Source organism: Brevibacillus sp. JNUCC-41, from assembly GCF_014844095.1.
GTDB classification, from domain to species: Bacteria; Bacillota; Bacilli; order Bacillales; family DSM-1321; genus Peribacillus; species Peribacillus aracenensis.
In genome coordinates, this window is the sequence record NZ_CP062163.1 from 4,359,312 (window position 1) to 4,373,966 (window position 14,655).

The window sequence follows — 14,655 nt, forward strand, 5'->3', positions numbered from 1 at the left end:
CAACAGCCAGTATTTATGTTCGTTAAAGTTTGAAAATATTTAACTTCCATAGACCTTTACAAAGATTAAGAAAAATTACTTGAAGAAAAAACAATATTATCTACAATCGAGGAATTAGAAGCTCTATTTCCTGATAAGGATAGATCAGAAATTATAAAGAAAATGCGTCAATTAGGTTGCTTAGAATTAAAAAACGCAAAAATTCCATGGAGTGCAAAAACAAATAAAGAAGATAGACCGCCTTGTAAAATTACTTATGCTAATGAGCCTAATATGGAATTAATGGCTAAAGCATTCACTCACCTATATTATGAACTATTAAAAAAGGGTAAACTTAACGATAAACCTTGGCTTGAAGAGGAATGAAAAAAGCTAAGGAATATACCTCAGCTCAGTTAAGGGGAATTAATAAAGAAAGAAAAGCTAGTGATAATAATATCTTTTACAATAAATTTCCTGTTTATACAAAAGACCACCAGTAATTGCTATTGGTGGTTTTCTTCAGTTTGAACTAATTCAATTTCAAATAAATCTTCTAGACAACTCAAACAATTGAGGTTAAAAAGGTATTCGTAACTGACAACCAAGAGCAATGGATTGTATTTGAAGAAGAAATGCAAGCAGGATTCCAATACAAACTTGCTACTATTGACGACCTTCACGATTATGTAGCTGGAACTGGCGAAGTGTTTACATACAACGTAGAAACATCAGAGGGTGTGTTCAATGGCATGAAGAACACTTTCCTTATGATTCTCCAGTTGACTACATCTGTGAATACAGGGTGATCAACTAATGAATAACAGATATCTTCCTTCCATTACTCTCGCCAATGATGTCCTCCAAGAAATTATCACAGCCACTGAGTTAGAGATTACCGAGTTAAAGAGGCAACTTGATAAATACGATAGGAAAGGTAATAAAGAAGCTGCAAAAGTCACGGTGGAAGTGTTATTCGCTACAATGAGGAAGCAAACATCTTATGAGAAAATGCAAAATAATCTTCCTAAACGTGGCAGGCAAGGGGAAATTTATAACTTTGGAATACCAGAACGTGAAGTTGTATGAAAACAAGTTCTATAAGAAAAGAGGCTAAGTAGCAGTATTTACTTAGGCTCATGATAAGCATGCATTTCTAAAAAATATATTTAACTTCTTAATTGAAAATAGGATTGGAAAAAATAAATAAACTGGAGAAACTACTAACAAAAGTTAGTAGTTAGATTTAAGAGTATTAATAGTATTTTAAGGTCTAAAATTGATTACATACTGCTCACATTTTTGCTCACAAAACTCGGACTATTTCTTAACTTTTATTTATTATTTTTTCAATTAGAATTTGCAAATCATCCGGCCTATGAAATTCAATCGGCGAGACACCTTTATCGAACTCTATCGTATCGGCTTCTATCATTAATACATACTTCCCGTTAATCTTGCCTAAATGGATGCTTTCGCCGAAATCGGCTAGAAGTCCTTTGATGGATGTACTGCCTAACTTCATGCGCAGTTCGGCTTCAGGTGTATGCTCGACAATCTGGGCCGTGGCTTCGACGACCTGATGGGTTTCAAGTCGTTCCTGGATTTCCCGTTTTTCACTCGTTTCCCAGATTTCCAGGTCTTGTTCGAATTTGTGCAGTTCGTCACTGTTGTCTTCGAATTGTGCGGATACATGTTCATGGACCATGTGGATGACCTGGTTTTTCATGATTTCCGGCATCGATTCGCCATATTCAACGAATTTCAAGAAATCTTCGAAGTAGCGGGCATGTGAAGCCTGGTGAATTTTCAGTTCGCCTTCTTCGACCATTCCTTCTTCGGGCATGTAGGGGTATTGAATCGATTTCATATTTTTAGTGGTGATTGCCATTTCAACGTGCCTAATCAAGGTTCGTTCATCCGAAATGGAAGCAACTTTAGGCTCGAAATCACATTTTAATAAGAATACGAATGGTTCATCAAGATATTTCGATAATTTAGCCGAAGCAATTATGAAGACACCGCCACGGACGGCACTTGTATCAATATAGGACCGCGTGAATTGTTCATTTTCCTCTTGGAATTCCTCTTTCGTTTTGGCATAGCGAACACGGTTAAATACATTGTAATTAGGGTTGGAATCAAGTGCATGTCCTTCTTCGACAATAAAAGAACCGAGTTTCGTCGGTATTTGTTCAGTTTTTGGATGACGGTCCACTTTTCGCTTGGAAATCTTCATCAATTCCCCATCCAAAAAATCCTTTAGAGGACTTTCCTCGTATTCCTGGGTATCAAGTGTTTGGAAATGTTTAAAACGCTTATCAGCTTGATCGCCTTTTCCTTCAACTTGGATTAGATAAAAAGATAGATAGGTAATTGTAAAATCCATGAATGTCACCTTCTTCAATTAGTAAGCATTATTCCCGTACTTTTTTTAAGACTTAATAAGTATAGTGATGTACTTTGATTCCGTCAAACGATTGGTGCACGAATGGTCAGAAGAATATTGATGAATTATTTCATAATCTTCTCTGAGACACTCACTGGAGTGTTTTTTTGTTTGGACATAAATAGTTCATAAGTCTTGTGTGAATGAGGAAAATTTATCAAAGTGAATTAAGATTAATAGACTTTATGTCGAAATAGTATATATGGGTAGAAAAAAATGGAGGGTAATTCAATCATGAAAAGTATATGGAGAAGTAGACAAAAGATAGATTCAATAGACTATATGCAATATAAAGAACAAGTCGGTATCAATATCAGCGAATATCCGAGTGTATTGAATCAAGTGGACATGATTCATTTGACGATCGGGGATTTGTGCATAATTCGTTCTTTACAGGAAAAAGTGAAAGAGCACTTGACCCAAATTGTAGGGAATTTTTATAAAAATCTAGAAAATGAACCCTCTTTAATGAAAATCATTTCGGACAATAGTTCTGTTGAGAGATTGAAAAAAACATTGCATCGCCATATGTTCGAAATGTTTAGCGGTACCATTGATGATGCGTATGTTAAACAGCGTTATATTATCGCACAAGTACATGTGCAAATTGGACTGCAGCCAAAATGGTATATGAGTGCTTTTCAGGATTTATTGCAATCATTAATCATTCATGTGATTTCCGATATAAAAAATATTGAGCAATATCAAGAAAACATTCTGGCTGTCACTAAAATTTTTAATTTAGAGCAGCAAATAGTTTTAGAGGCATATGAACTTGAAAATGAGAAGATTCGCCAAAAAAGCTTAGCAGAAAAAGAAACGATTAAACTACAGGTCAATCATAATGCAGAGGAATTGGCAGCAATCAGCCAAGAGACTAGTTCAGCAACTCAATTAATGGCAAATAAGGTAGGCGAAATTCATGATTTCACTCAAAAAGGGTCAGAGATTGCCATACATGCAGAGGGAAAATCAAATGAGGGAGTCGAACTGTTACAAGGATTAGAGAGAAGATTGGTAAAAACGCAAGAGCAAATGACGATCATCTCCAAAGATATGGAACAGCTATCCAATACGTCAAAGGAAATTGAACGAATTGTCACGATCATCACTTCAATTGCAGAGCAAACGAATTTGTTGGCGTTGAACGCAGCGATTGAAGCGGCAAGAGCCGGTGAAAATGGTAAAGGATTTGCGGTTGTGGCTGGTGAGGTTAGGAAGCTTTCAGAAAATACCAAGGAATCAGTTTCGGAAGTAGTGAAACTGGTTAATGGAATTGCTCATTTTACCGATGTCATGAACACGTCAATTACCATGGTTAGCGGTGAAATTACTAAAGGCACGAAACAAGGAAAAGAGACTGGCATATTTTTTACTGAAATAGCAAACTCCATGCTTTCTGTTAAAGAGCAGAATATTAAGATCTCAAAGGAAATGACAGAGCTGAATGGGATATTCGAGGATATTAATGAAGCGTTCAATCAGGTGGCCGTTTCCTCGGATCAATTGACTCAATTGACGATGAACTTGTAATGAAGTGTAACGATTTTGTTTGATGGAACACCTTGTTGGGGTGCATTCATATTTTAATAAACAACTCGATAGAATATTTATAAAAAAGCCCTAAAGCGGTTTATAGAATAGGAACAAACATGAAGGAAATAAAACGATCCCAAGGTACCGGTAACAGGCTGCTCAATAAATCACTTGATATAAAATAAGTTTAATGTTATATTAATAAAGCGATGAGCTAATTTGTGTAAGTCGTAGAACATGCTTTTAGCTAAACGTCGGGATGTGGCCTGACGGTTCTGCGCCACAAACGCATCAAAGACGCCTGCTGCGTGCAGGCGTCTTTTTCATTTGATCGATTCTTTTTTTGCAGCTTGTACATCTTCCTTGAATTCCTCTTGTATTTCTTCTGTTATTCCTTTGGTTGCATCCTTAAACTCCCTTAGTGAGGTACCCACTGCCCGACCAATTTGAGGCAGCTTGTTCGGTCCAAAAACAATTAAAGCCAAAAGAAGGATTAAAATCAAACCGGGAAAACCAATGTTTGAAAGCATAACTAGTCACTCCAATCAAGTCTGTTAGTTAATATTATAGACTCCTTCCATGTATTTGCAAATGTTATTTAGGATATACTATAAAGTTCAGCATCTGATGATCTTCGCAAGACAAACACTTTCAATTCCGTCCTTATTTTATCTTGCACATTCTATCAGAAAATATTAAATACCCAAGGATGCTATTTCTTAAATAGATATCAATGAAAGTCGGGGACAGCATGGGAAATTAGAGTGCAGCCATTAATTTTGCCGTTTGGGCATGACTAATCCGCCTGCTTAATGTGTAACATGAAATTTTTTTGTTGTCTTGGAATGATTAAACTTGCAAGATTGAAGATATTTCGGTATTATAACTATACAAGCTGCGTTGTTCGTAATGATAATTAAGTTTTAACCTTTAAGCTGTAATAGGGAGTTTTATATCGAGACAGGAATGTTATGCCTCGTCACTGACTTGGACAACAGGATCGTTTCTGCAAACACCCACTTTGAGGAGTGGTGGTTTAAAACTTTCTTACTTGAATACGGCAATTGCGGCTTACTACTTTTATAATTAGAAACCAGTTCCGATAAGGGACTGGTTTTTTGTTGTTCTTACTTATTTTCGGAACTTTGTATATATCGATAGCATCAGAAAACATTTTAAGATATTTATGAAAAATATATGAAACTTTTTATTGAAATATCAGATAATTAGCATTTATAATAATAATTAGATAACACAGTTCACTATTTGTATAAAATGATGGTGAGTTGATATTTTTTTAAAGGATTACGTAAGCGCTGTCATTTTGATGGAAGTACTGGCGTCACCTGGAGAGGAGAAAATTTTATGGCTAAAATTAATACGAGCGAGGTAATTAGCAACAGTAAGTTCAATCGATTTCATTTTGGATTGCTGGCATGGTGTTTTATCATTATCCTTTTTGATGGCTATGACCTCGTCGTTTACGGTACGGTTGTCCCGGTATTGACGGAGGAGTGGAACCTTACTTCCGTGGAAGCGGGGGCCATGGGGAGCTATGGACTATTTGGAATGATGTTCGGGGCCATTTTCTTTGGTACATTAGCAGATCGGATTGGCAGAAAAAATGTAATCGCTATTTCACTGATTTTATTTAGTTTATTTACACTATTATGTGGATTCGCGAACACGCCTACCATGTTTTCGACTTTCCGATTTTTAGCCGGATTAGGGCTAGGGGGAATCATGCCGAACGTCATTGCCTTATTGACGGATTATGCACCGAAAACGATGCGGAGCATGGTCGTTTCAATCGTTTTGTGCGGTTACTCATTCGGAGGGATGCTTGCCCCGATACTGGGTATCTTGCTTATGCCTTCACTAGGCTGGGAATCAATATTCTGGTTTGCAGGTATACCATTGTTATTTTTACCCTTCATGATGAAGCGTTTACCAGAGGCTTCGACGCATCTGATCAGAATTGGCAAAAAAGAAGAATTGATCAGGGTATTATCCAAGGTCAGTCCGGAGAGTAAATTCGACATCAAGGATGAAATGGTGGAAGTGAAAAAAACAGATGCGAATATGCCGATTGTTGGATTATTCAAGGATTCCCGTGCATTAAGCACACTGATGTTCTGGATTGCCTTTTTCATGTGCCTATTGATGGTATATGGATTGAATACATGGTTACCAAAGTTAATGATCGAGGCAGGCTATGCGCTGAATTCAAGCTTAGGTTTCTTGATCGTTCTTCAAGGGGGCGCTATCGTAGGCACACTTATCATCGCTAAACTTTGTGATCGCTATGGATCCAAGAAAATGCTTGTGCCGATGTATGCGCTTGGGGCAGTCAGTTTGACCCTATTGGGAATGGGCGGAAGCTCCTTTGTAATTTACACTTTGGTAGCGGTTGCAGGAGCCTGTACCATTGGTGCCCAAAATCTTGTACAAGCCTATGTTTCCCAGTACTATCCACCCAATATTAGATCTACGGCATTAGGGGTTGCATCTGGAATCGGAAGGATCGGCGGTATGCTCGGACCAATCCTCGGCGGATTCCTATTATCCATCTCGCTGCCCATCCAACTGAATTTCATCGCCTTCGCTATTCCGGGTCTCATTGCAGCGGTTGCGTTATCATTCGTTCCAGTAAAAATGGCTTATTATAAACATGATCATCTGGAACCAGCTGAAGAAATGGTGGAAGAGTCCAATAAAATGAACGTCTTGTAAAATTAAATGCATGAAATGCAGTGCAGGGATACCTCCCTCCGCAGTCATTTCATGCATATTTGTTTTATTGTCCTATTTTGACGAAGTAATGGTTCTATATGAAAATTGAAAAGAATAAGCGGAAAGGTTTCTGGATGGCTTGTCCTATTCTTGAGAAAAGTTGCTTAAATGTTCATAATTTCGTAATTCAAGTCACTCTTAAGGGTAAGAATAAATGTTAGAATGATGGTACGGATAATTAATTCCTCCTTAAAATGGAGCGAACTAGAAAAAATAATCTCATCTTTTGTGAGGAGTCTTACTTTGAAAATTTTAAAACATGTAATTTTTTGGTTAAGCATTATAGGGACATTATTCTCTATGATTTATTTCTTTGTAGCGGACATTCCGTTATATGTTAAATTATTAGGCGGAGCCATCATCCTTTACCTTGCTTATGATCTTATAACAGAATCAAGGAAAAGAAAGCGTAAAGAAGCCTTGGAAGCTTAATCCTTATATTCGTTAAAAGCCCTCTTTGAAAAGAGGGCTCATTTGTTTAAAAAAGGGGTTTGGAATGGTCACATTTCGAATCCCTTTCACGATTTTATCGAGGGAATTATCACTCGGATTTTATAATAAGATTTGAACGGCGTTTTCCTCTCCAGGCACTCGCTTTCCGCGGGCGGTCTGCCCATTGGCGCTGCTTGCGACTGTGGGTGGACCCCTTTCCCCGCAAGGAGTATTGAACGCATATTCCGATCAACTGGAATGTTTTTTTAGAAAAAAATGTGGACAAACTGGCGTGTCTTCGAGTTTGCCTCCAGTCTGAGCTCTCTTTAATAAGAGGGGGGGAAGCCAATATTTCGGAAATTTTGTACGCTTAGGAAATTTAAATCTAAAAAAGCCGATATCCTTCAAAGGAATCGACTTTTTTTAATTACAAATACTAAAAATGCAAACAGTATTACAAATATTATTACTTTCATGTATATTCACCTCAAAATAAGAAGCTATAAGTTTTTCTTTGAAAAGATTTTGATTGATATAATCATTGAAATTAAGATAATAAATATAGATATCATAAAAGGCATCCAAACCATTACTGTTTGAGGTAGTGGCAAGTGAAAATTGATATTAAAATTCATCGATTGATACCATTCAATAATAGTAGGTAGTATAAATGGAGTTAAAAATATCAAAATAAAAAAGATATACTTTGTTTTTTCATAGCCAAATTTAGTTTGAATAGGTATTAATATTCCGAAAAAAATAGAAATGATCAAAAGAGCTATCCCTATACTATAAATATTTAATCTTGCTAGCCCTGTAGAAGAACCAATTGCTCCTGCAAGGTTAAATAAAAGGAAACACCCAATAAAAATCACAAGAACAAATAGATATTTTGCTTTAATGACACCATTACGAGTATGTGGGGTTGTACAAAGAAGTGCTGATCCCACATATTTATCCTCTTGCATCGAAACCATATTAAACAAAATATATTCCGTAAATAAAACGGTAATAAGAAAACTTGTAAAGCTACCGTTATCAAATCCTAACTTTGAATAAATAATTATGGGTCCAATAACTGCAAAAATAACCATAAATAATAGATATTTTTTGGCTAGAATGAAATCCTTTTTGACAAGATGAAATAGCATTTTTATCACTCCTTTACATAGGCTAACATTATATTTTCAATGGAAGGCCTCTCTATTAGACAATCGTTCATTTGTTCACGTACTACCTCTAATTTGTCGGTAATTCCTTCGAAGCCAACTGCTGTTTGACGCAAACTTAAAAATAATCTTCTTGTATGTTCATTGATTAAACTATTATCTCCTTTGACCAAAGCATGCCTATCCAGTAGGTCATCTTTACTTTCGTTGAATATGATTCTGCCTTTATCAATCAATATAAGCATGTCAGCTACTTTATCCAAATCAGAAGTTATATGAGTAGAAAAGAATACACTTTTTCCATCCTCTTCCATGAAGTCTAAAAGTATCTCCATTAACTCATTACGAATTAATGGGTCAAGACCACTTGTTGGCTCATCCATTATCAATAAATCAGCATGATGAGAAAGAGCTAATGTAATGGCAAATTTCATTCGCATACCTTTCGATAAGGTTGCAATTTTTTGGTTTAATTTCAAATTAAATCGATTGATATACTTTAAAAAAACAGATTCATCCCAGTTCGTATATGCAGGAGCAATTATACTTTTCATTTCTTTCAATGTCATATCTTCATAAAAATAGCCTTCATCTAAAACAACCCCGATACGATTCTTTACTATGTACTCATTTTTTTCTATTTCTTTGCCAAAAAACTTAATGCTACCTTCGTCCCTTGGATAAAGTCCAAGTATAGTTTTTATAGTTGTTGTTTTTCCGGAACCATTAATTCCGATAAATCCAGTTATACAACCTTCGTTTAATAAAAATTCAACGTTATCTAAGCTGAAAGTATCTAACTCTTTCTTTAAGTTTTTCACATCTAAAACAGCTGTCATCACTCATCATCCTCTTCAAAAATGATATCCATCATTAAATAAAGTTCTTGTTTATTTATTCCTAGAGTTTTAGCCATTTGCCATGCCTCTGAGAGCTTTTTTTCAATCATGCGCCTTTTAGATTCCGACAACATCTCTAAGTTGTCGGATGCTACAAATGAACCCTTTCCAACGGTTGTTACAATAAATCCTTCCTTTTCTAATTCGTCATATACTCTTTTTGTTGTAAGAACACTAACATGTAAATCATTTGCTAATGAACGAATGGACGGAAGTTTTTCACCTTCTTTTAATTCCTGACGGAGAATTCCACCTTTGATTTGATCCTTTATTTGTTGATATAACGGATGTTCGGAACCATTTTTAATAATTATTTTCATAGAAACCCTCTTTTTCAACTGTATATTTCATTGATATACACTATATACATAATATACAATCATTACAAGTTAATTTCAATTATCAAGAAAAAATAATTTCTTAAGATTAATCCAATAATTGTAAAGGGCGACCGTTTTTAATGGCATTCCCAAAATCAAAGTAACAATTTTGATATCTAATACCGTTTTTGGTGCTAATAAAGGGTTATATAAACTATTGCAAGTGATGAATGATGATATTTGATTATGCACGTGTAAGTAAGAAGGAACAAAACTTGGATATGAAGGTTGATGCTCTTACAAAGTTTGAGGTAGAAAAACTTTATAAAAAAATTGATGAAAGTTTTTCTTTCGTACAATGGCAAAAATTGCAGAATAAGAACGAGAGCAAGCCAGAGGAAGGAATGGTGGCAGACCATCGAAGAAAAAGGACAAAGTTGAAATGGCAATAAAAATGAATAAAGAGTCAATAAATTATTTAATGATAAAAAACAAAAAAAGCAAATTGTTGGACGTTCTGAATCAAGTGAATCTAGACGGACAATGCACCATGAATGATAATTATGTCTTTCAGGAGCAACTCAAAAGTGAAACGAAAGGGCTTCCAGTTTCCAAAAAGGAATGACTTTAAGCACCCTCATGTTTTTGTTCGTAATATATGGCTTGAGTAGATGGCTTCCAAAGATCATGGGAGGGTGGGATATGAATTAGGTTCAAACCTGACATTCTTAGTAGTATTGAACCTTGGAGCAGTTTTTGGAGCAATTGTTGGAGGGAAGCTTGCAGACAGATATGGTTCCAAGGGGATTCTGGTAACTTTTTTGGTCATTGGATTCATCACCCTCACGATGCCGAGTTTCAAGCCAAGCATGATCATGCTTTATATACTGATTTCCATTCAAATCGTCACGAATGCATATGTATCCCATTATTATCCGAATGAAATCCGTTCTACAGGAGCCGGCTGGGCATTGGGCATCGGCAGAATTGGCGGAATACTTGCTCCTACTTTCTGCGGGATCCTGCTTGATATGAGCTTGTCATTGGTCAATTTTTTAGCTTTTGCCATACCATGCATCATGCAGCAGCGGCGATTTGGTTCATTCAGGATAATTTCAGCAACATGACTGCAATCAGGCAGGAAAAGAAAATGATATAACGTACTCCAATGCTGAATCACTGCAAGTGGAGAATTTGGTAATAGAAATTGCTCATTTCGTAAAGAGTGTTGTTTTTAAAAATGGCTGTTTTCTAAAAGATTGTTGCTTTCAGGAAGAAAAATAACCCCGTTATATCCATCTACTAGGCAGTTTAATGGAATAGAGATATTTGTTCACCTATTGAGAGAGAATACCTTATCTAAAAATGTTGTTTTTTAGGATTCGCATTTACATATAATGTTAATATGGGTATTATAGATTTAATAACAATTGCGATGAAGAGAAGAGTAGATAAGATCAATTCTTTATAGAGAGCTCCGTTTGGTGGGAAGGAGCAAGAATGATTTATTGAACCAAGACTCTGAGTGTCATATTGGAACCCTATTGGGGGGGATGGTGTGACGGGAGCTCCCGTTACAGAGCTAAGGTATAGAATTATTGTACCTGATAAGATTAGTATGGCGACATATTAATAAAATGGGGTGGCACCACGATTATAAATCTCGTCCCCAAGACACAGGTCTTGGGGGTGGGATTTTTTTGTTTTGTATATTGGTTATTGAAATACACTAAAAAAGAAATATTTTATTCCTACAAGTAGAATTTTTACTTGATAATGAGAGGAGAGAGGAAAGAATGGTTTTGATAAAAAATTTATCTTCTTGGAAATATCCATCCATATTATTAATTGGAATCGGAGTTTCAAATGTTGGCGAATGGATTTATTTTATAGCTCTTAATTTAATCGTTTTGGATATGACCAACTCACCCCTTGCTGTATCAGGACTTTATATCATTAAACCCTTGGCTTCACTAGTTACGAATTTTTGGTCCGGGAGTATGATTGATCGAATAAACAAACGAAAACTTATGGTTTTTCTTGATGTATTCCGAGCTGTATTTATAGCTTTTTTACCCTTTATGACATCCATTTCTCTAATTTATATAGTTGTATTTATTATAAATATGGCGAGTTCTATGTTTGGTCCAACTTCAATGATTTATATAACAAAATTAATTCCTCAAGAAAAAAGAAAACAATTTAATTCCCTACATAGCCTTGTTACATCCGGAGCATTTTTAATTGGACCAGCAGTTGCAGGGTTATTATTTTTTATTGGTACGCCGATATTTGCAATTTATATAAATGCAATAGCATTATTTATATCAGGAATGATTACGCTAATAATGCCTAATATAGAAAAACAAACAGTTGCTTCATCAACGAATAATAGGCTATCGATTGCAATAATAAAAAATGATTGGAATTCTGTCGTTGAATTTAGTCGCCGATCTCGTTACATAATGTTGATATACTTTTTGTTTAGTTGTGTAATGGTAGTAATGGCGAGTGCCGTAGATTCCCTTGAAGCTGCTTTTGCCAAAGAGGTTTTATTTTTGTCAGACAGTAAATATGGTCTATTGGTCACAATAGCAGGAGCTGGAATTATAGTTGGATCTATAATTAATTCCTTACTAGTAAAAAAACTGGAAACATCAATTTTAATTGGTTTGGGGACTGTTTTAGTCTCATCTGGATATATTATATATGCCTTTTCAAATTCTTTTACCGTTGCAGCAGTAGGTTTTTTTATTCTAGCTTTTTTTATCGCCTATGCTAATACAGGCTTTCTTACATTTTATCAAAACAATATACCAGTTGATGTTATGGGACGTATTGGGAGTGTCTATAGCTTGATACAAGCGATTTTAGTTATAACAATAACTAGCATTATGGGAGTGGCAGCTCAGATTACTTCAATTGAGACAGTTGTGATTTTAGGTGTTTTAATAATGATGATATTATCCATAGCCTTGTGTATATTTACCTTAATACCCGCAAATAAAAAATTCTATAAAGGTGAAACTGATGGAACTATTGGTCTTTAACCCGAGACTAATGGTGCTATTCTTCTAGCAATAATCTGGGCCTTAATACCGAATAACTTAAATTATAACGCTTAGAGTAAATATGCTCTGAGCGTTTTTTTGTACACCAAATTACCAAAGCCGGTTAATTCCTGATCATTTCAACAGTATGATAATTAGATCTTTGGCAAGCTGAAATAAGCATTTGTTCAACTTGTTTATCAAATGCCAAATTCTTTCCTATTTCTAGCCAACGAAACCAGTAAAGGTAATTATCCAAATAATATGTTCCGACTCCTTGAAAACGCTCCATCCAACCCTTTAGTCTGTTGTGAAAGTTATTAACGTGCTGTATATGATATATACCTTTTTTTACACGTTGCTTGTTACGTTCATTAATCGTCTCGTGCAGTAAGCCTTTTATCTTGGCAAATTTTTTATAGTTTGTTGCGGTATCAGTGCATAACAAAGCAGATGGGTGAATAAAATCACCTATCACTGCATCAATTTCTTCAGCTTTAACCCGCCCTGTACCTGCTTTACGTGCAACCATATTTCCATTGCGGTCTTGAGCTACAACTACGGCAATCTTAAGATTAGAAATTCCTCTTTTTTTGTCTTTTTCTCCTCTTTTTTTCGGTTTTCTATGATTGATCACGCGGCGGCCTTTTAAAGACTCACGAAAAAATGTTTCATCACTTTCACCAATACCTTCTAATTGTTTGAAGCCGAGGCTACCTATTGCGTTCAAGATTTTATGTCTCCAATAGAATGCAGTGGAGATATGTATTTTTAAGCGTTTAGCTATCTTGGGTAAAGTAACCCCCTCAATCATAAACTCAATATATTTCACCCATTTTTCTGGATATTTAGAGCCTGAAAATGGAGTATTAGTCATATCATTGAAGGATTTATTGCAGTCCTTACATAAATAGCGTTGCCTTGAACGATATTTCCCATTGCGTTTTACAGATGTACTTCCACAATGAACGCAACCTATTCCTGAAGCAAATCGAGCTTCACGTATAGATCCGAGCAATTTATCAATTTTATTAGTTTCTTCTGGAAACAAATCTTGTTTTATTGCCTCAAATAGAGTCATCTGCTGTGACTTAGTTAATTCGTTGAAACCTTCGTATACATTTTCCCACATAACTAAACGCCTCCTATAAAACGGATTATATCAACGTTCAATTAGTATGTGGAAAAAACAACAATCTATACGAAAACAGCCTTAAAAATAAACGATTTACGGTTGATTGGAGCGCAAGTGCGAGACTCCTGCGGGAGCAGCGGGACAGGTGAGACCCCACAGGCGTTTACGCCGAGGAGGCTCACCGTCCGCCCCGCGGAAAGCGAGCATCTGGAGGGGAAATCAACCACACCGCTTTACTTGATAAATAGCAACAAAGTATGAGAAAACAGCCTATAAATTAAAGGGCCTTATGCCCTTTAATTTCTTAGTGTCTAGGGCCCCATATAATGACTGAAACCCCGACCAAACAGATTACAGCGCCAATCCAATCATATAAATCAGGGGTTTTCTTATCGATGCCCCATCCCCATAAAACCGATAAAACAATGAAAACCCCACCATATGCAGCATAGACCCGCCCAAAGGTTGGGAACGTTTGGAAAGTTGCAATGATGCCGTATAGCACCAATCCGAAACCTCCGGCTAAACCTAGGTAAATGGATTTACCTTCTCTTAACCAGAGCCAAATCAGGTAACCGCCACCAATTTCCGCCAGGCCAGCCATAATGAAAATCAAAGTAGTAACTACCATATATATACCTCGCTTCCTCGTTGAAATTTTATCATATATTCAACTGTAAATGATTATACTTCAACAAAGTTCTAACTAAATGAAAGTTACTGGAGAATCATCTTTTTCTTCATTAATGGGATATAGGTATGAGGGTGTTTGGGCAGTTCTGGTAACCTTCTATATTTTTAAGATAGAAGTTAAAAGAATATTGATAAACGTTAAAGTAGGATCGTTTAAAATATATATATATGGCGGAATATTCTGAATTTTTATTGACTTT

The 14,655-nt window shown here is 35.8% G+C and carries 16 protein-coding genes, 1 other RNA gene and 1 other annotated feature; of the genes, 10 read left to right on the plus strand and 7 right to left on the minus strand.

The annotated features are described in order from the left end of the window. Positions 1 to 162: 162 nt before the first annotated feature. The 3 genes from JNUCC41_RS21220 (at position 163) to JNUCC41_RS21230 (ending at position 1,068) form a co-directional block, all read left to right on the plus strand. Positions 163 to 366: a hypothetical protein gene (locus JNUCC41_RS21220; protein ID WP_053346496.1), complete on the plus strand. Its 204-nt coding sequence runs from the start codon at positions 163 to 165 to the stop codon at positions 364 to 366. 248 nt (positions 367 to 614) lie between these two features. Further along, entirely contained in the window at positions 615 to 788 is a 174-nt protein-coding gene (locus JNUCC41_RS21225; RefSeq protein ID WP_192204713.1) for a hypothetical protein, read from the plus strand. 7 nt (positions 789 to 795) lie between these two features. Continuing rightward, positions 796 to 1,068: a hypothetical protein gene (locus tag JNUCC41_RS21230; RefSeq protein WP_192204714.1), complete on the plus strand. Its 273-nt coding sequence runs from the start codon at positions 796 to 798 to the stop codon at positions 1,066 to 1,068. Between the two features lie 238 nt (positions 1,069 to 1,306). On the opposite strand, the gene JNUCC41_RS21235 is transcribed toward JNUCC41_RS21230, so the two are convergent. Beyond that, positions 1,307 to 2,368 carry a DUF3900 domain-containing protein gene (locus JNUCC41_RS21235; protein WP_192204715.1) on the minus strand — a complete coding sequence of 354 codons (1,062 nt, stop codon included), beginning with the start codon at positions 2,366 to 2,368 and terminating at the stop codon, positions 1,307 to 1,309. A 294-nt stretch (positions 2,369 to 2,662) separates the two neighbouring features. Between JNUCC41_RS21235 and JNUCC41_RS27165 the strand changes: the two genes are divergently transcribed. Then, a complete protein-coding gene (locus JNUCC41_RS27165; RefSeq protein WP_192204716.1) occupies positions 2,663 to 3,961 on the plus strand; it encodes a globin-coupled sensor protein in 1,299 nt (432 codons plus the stop codon). Positions 3,962 to 4,287: 326 nt separating this feature from the next. Here the strand turns inward: JNUCC41_RS27165 and tatA are convergent, their stop codons facing one another. Next, positions 4,288 to 4,494, minus strand: coding sequence for a twin-arginine translocase TatA/TatE family subunit (gene tatA, locus JNUCC41_RS21245; RefSeq protein ID WP_192204717.1), 207 nt, complete (start codon positions 4,492 to 4,494; stop codon positions 4,288 to 4,290). Positions 4,495 to 4,853: 359 nt separating this feature from the next. Between tatA and ssrS the strand changes: the two genes are divergently transcribed. The 3 genes from ssrS to JNUCC41_RS21260 all read left to right on the plus strand — a co-directional run bounded on the left by ssrS (position 4,854) and on the right by JNUCC41_RS21260 (position 7,189). Then, positions 4,854 to 5,041: non-coding RNA, 6S RNA (gene ssrS / locus JNUCC41_RS21250), on the plus strand. A 288-nt stretch (positions 5,042 to 5,329) separates the two neighbouring features. Beyond that, positions 5,330 to 6,697 (plus strand): MFS transporter, encoded by a 1,368-nt coding sequence (locus JNUCC41_RS21255; RefSeq protein ID WP_192204718.1) that lies wholly within the window; start codon positions 5,330 to 5,332, stop codon positions 6,695 to 6,697. 303 nt (positions 6,698 to 7,000) lie between these two features. Then, the gene (locus JNUCC41_RS21260; RefSeq protein ID WP_192204719.1) at positions 7,001 to 7,189 is read left to right on the plus strand and encodes a hypothetical protein; all 189 of its coding nucleotides are present in this window, start codon (positions 7,001 to 7,003) and stop codon (positions 7,187 to 7,189) included. Between the two features lie 500 nt (positions 7,190 to 7,689). Here the strand turns inward: JNUCC41_RS21260 and JNUCC41_RS21265 are convergent, their stop codons facing one another. Genes JNUCC41_RS21265 through JNUCC41_RS21275 form a run of 3 tightly spaced genes read right to left on the minus strand, consistent with a single transcriptional unit; the run spans position 7,690 to position 9,577 of the window. Beyond that, positions 7,690 to 8,340, minus strand: coding sequence for an ABC-2 transporter permease (locus JNUCC41_RS21265; RefSeq protein WP_192204720.1), 651 nt, complete (start codon positions 8,338 to 8,340; stop codon positions 7,690 to 7,692). Positions 8,341 to 8,345: 5 nt separating this feature from the next. Further along, entirely contained in the window at positions 8,346 to 9,197 is an 852-nt protein-coding gene (locus tag JNUCC41_RS21270) for an ABC transporter ATP-binding protein (RefSeq protein ID WP_192204721.1), read from the minus strand. Beyond that, positions 9,197 to 9,577, minus strand: a complete 381-nt coding sequence (locus JNUCC41_RS21275) for a GntR family transcriptional regulator (RefSeq protein WP_192204722.1) — start codon at positions 9,575 to 9,577, stop codon at positions 9,197 to 9,199. The genes JNUCC41_RS21270 and JNUCC41_RS21275 overlap by 1 nt, the downstream gene beginning before the upstream one ends. A gap of 275 nt (positions 9,578 to 9,852) precedes the next feature. Between JNUCC41_RS21275 and JNUCC41_RS21280 the strand changes: the two genes are divergently transcribed. From JNUCC41_RS21280 to JNUCC41_RS21290, 3 genes are all read left to right on the plus strand, one after another. Continuing rightward, complete coding sequence (locus JNUCC41_RS21280; protein ID WP_370662542.1) at positions 9,853 to 10,029, plus strand: hypothetical protein; 177 nt, start codon at positions 9,853 to 9,855, stop codon at positions 10,027 to 10,029. A 243-nt stretch (positions 10,030 to 10,272) separates the two neighbouring features. Then, on the plus strand, positions 10,273 to 10,704 hold the full coding sequence (locus JNUCC41_RS21285) for an MFS transporter (protein ID WP_228467401.1): 432 nt from the start codon (positions 10,273 to 10,275) through the stop codon (positions 10,702 to 10,704). Between the two features lie 299 nt (positions 10,705 to 11,003). Further along, positions 11,004 to 11,251, plus strand: a binding site (T-box leader). 128 nt (positions 11,252 to 11,379) lie between these two features. After that, positions 11,380 to 12,627, plus strand: coding sequence for an MFS transporter (locus JNUCC41_RS21290; protein WP_370662586.1), 1,248 nt, complete (start codon positions 11,380 to 11,382; stop codon positions 12,625 to 12,627). 124 nt (positions 12,628 to 12,751) lie between these two features. Here JNUCC41_RS21290 and JNUCC41_RS21295 read toward each other — a convergent pair whose 3' ends face one another. Further along, positions 12,752 to 13,759 carry an IS1595 family transposase gene (locus tag JNUCC41_RS21295; RefSeq protein WP_192204724.1) on the minus strand — a complete coding sequence of 336 codons (1,008 nt, stop codon included), beginning with the start codon at positions 13,757 to 13,759 and terminating at the stop codon, positions 12,752 to 12,754. A gap of 307 nt (positions 13,760 to 14,066) precedes the next feature. Further along, entirely contained in the window at positions 14,067 to 14,393 is a 327-nt protein-coding gene (locus JNUCC41_RS21300; RefSeq protein WP_192204725.1) for a YnfA family protein, read from the minus strand. Between the last annotated feature and the right edge of the window lie 262 nt (positions 14,394 to 14,655).

Coding starts and splice junctions, on each gene's coding strand:
- JNUCC41_RS21220 (WP_053346496.1), top strand. CDS start 163: ATGCGTCAATTAGGTTGCTTAGAATTAAAAAACGCAAAAATTCCATGG.
- JNUCC41_RS21225 (WP_192204713.1), top strand. CDS start 615: ATGCAAGCAGGATTCCAATACAAACTTGCTACTATTGACGACCTTCAC.
- JNUCC41_RS21230 (WP_192204714.1), top strand. CDS start 796: ATGAATAACAGATATCTTCCTTCCATTACTCTCGCCAATGATGTCCTC.
- JNUCC41_RS21235 (WP_192204715.1), bottom strand. CDS start 2,368: ATGGATTTTACAATTACCTATCTATCTTTTTATCTAATCCAAGTTGAA.
- JNUCC41_RS27165 (WP_192204716.1), top strand. CDS start 2,663: ATGAAAAGTATATGGAGAAGTAGACAAAAGATAGATTCAATAGACTAT.
- tatA (WP_192204717.1), bottom strand. CDS start 4,494: ATGCTTTCAAACATTGGTTTTCCCGGTTTGATTTTAATCCTTCTTTTG.
- JNUCC41_RS21255 (WP_192204718.1), top strand. CDS start 5,330: ATGGCTAAAATTAATACGAGCGAGGTAATTAGCAACAGTAAGTTCAAT.
- JNUCC41_RS21265 (WP_192204720.1), bottom strand. CDS start 8,340: ATGCTATTTCATCTTGTCAAAAAGGATTTCATTCTAGCCAAAAAATAT.
- JNUCC41_RS21270 (WP_192204721.1), bottom strand. CDS start 9,197: ATGACAGCTGTTTTAGATGTGAAAAACTTAAAGAAAGAGTTAGATACT.
- JNUCC41_RS21275 (WP_192204722.1), bottom strand. CDS start 9,577: ATGAAAATAATTATTAAAAATGGTTCCGAACATCCGTTATATCAACAA.
- JNUCC41_RS21295 (WP_192204724.1), bottom strand. CDS start 13,759: ATGTGGGAAAATGTATACGAAGGTTTCAACGAATTAACTAAGTCACAG.
- JNUCC41_RS21300 (WP_192204725.1), bottom strand. CDS start 14,393: ATGGTAGTTACTACTTTGATTTTCATTATGGCTGGCCTGGCGGAAATT.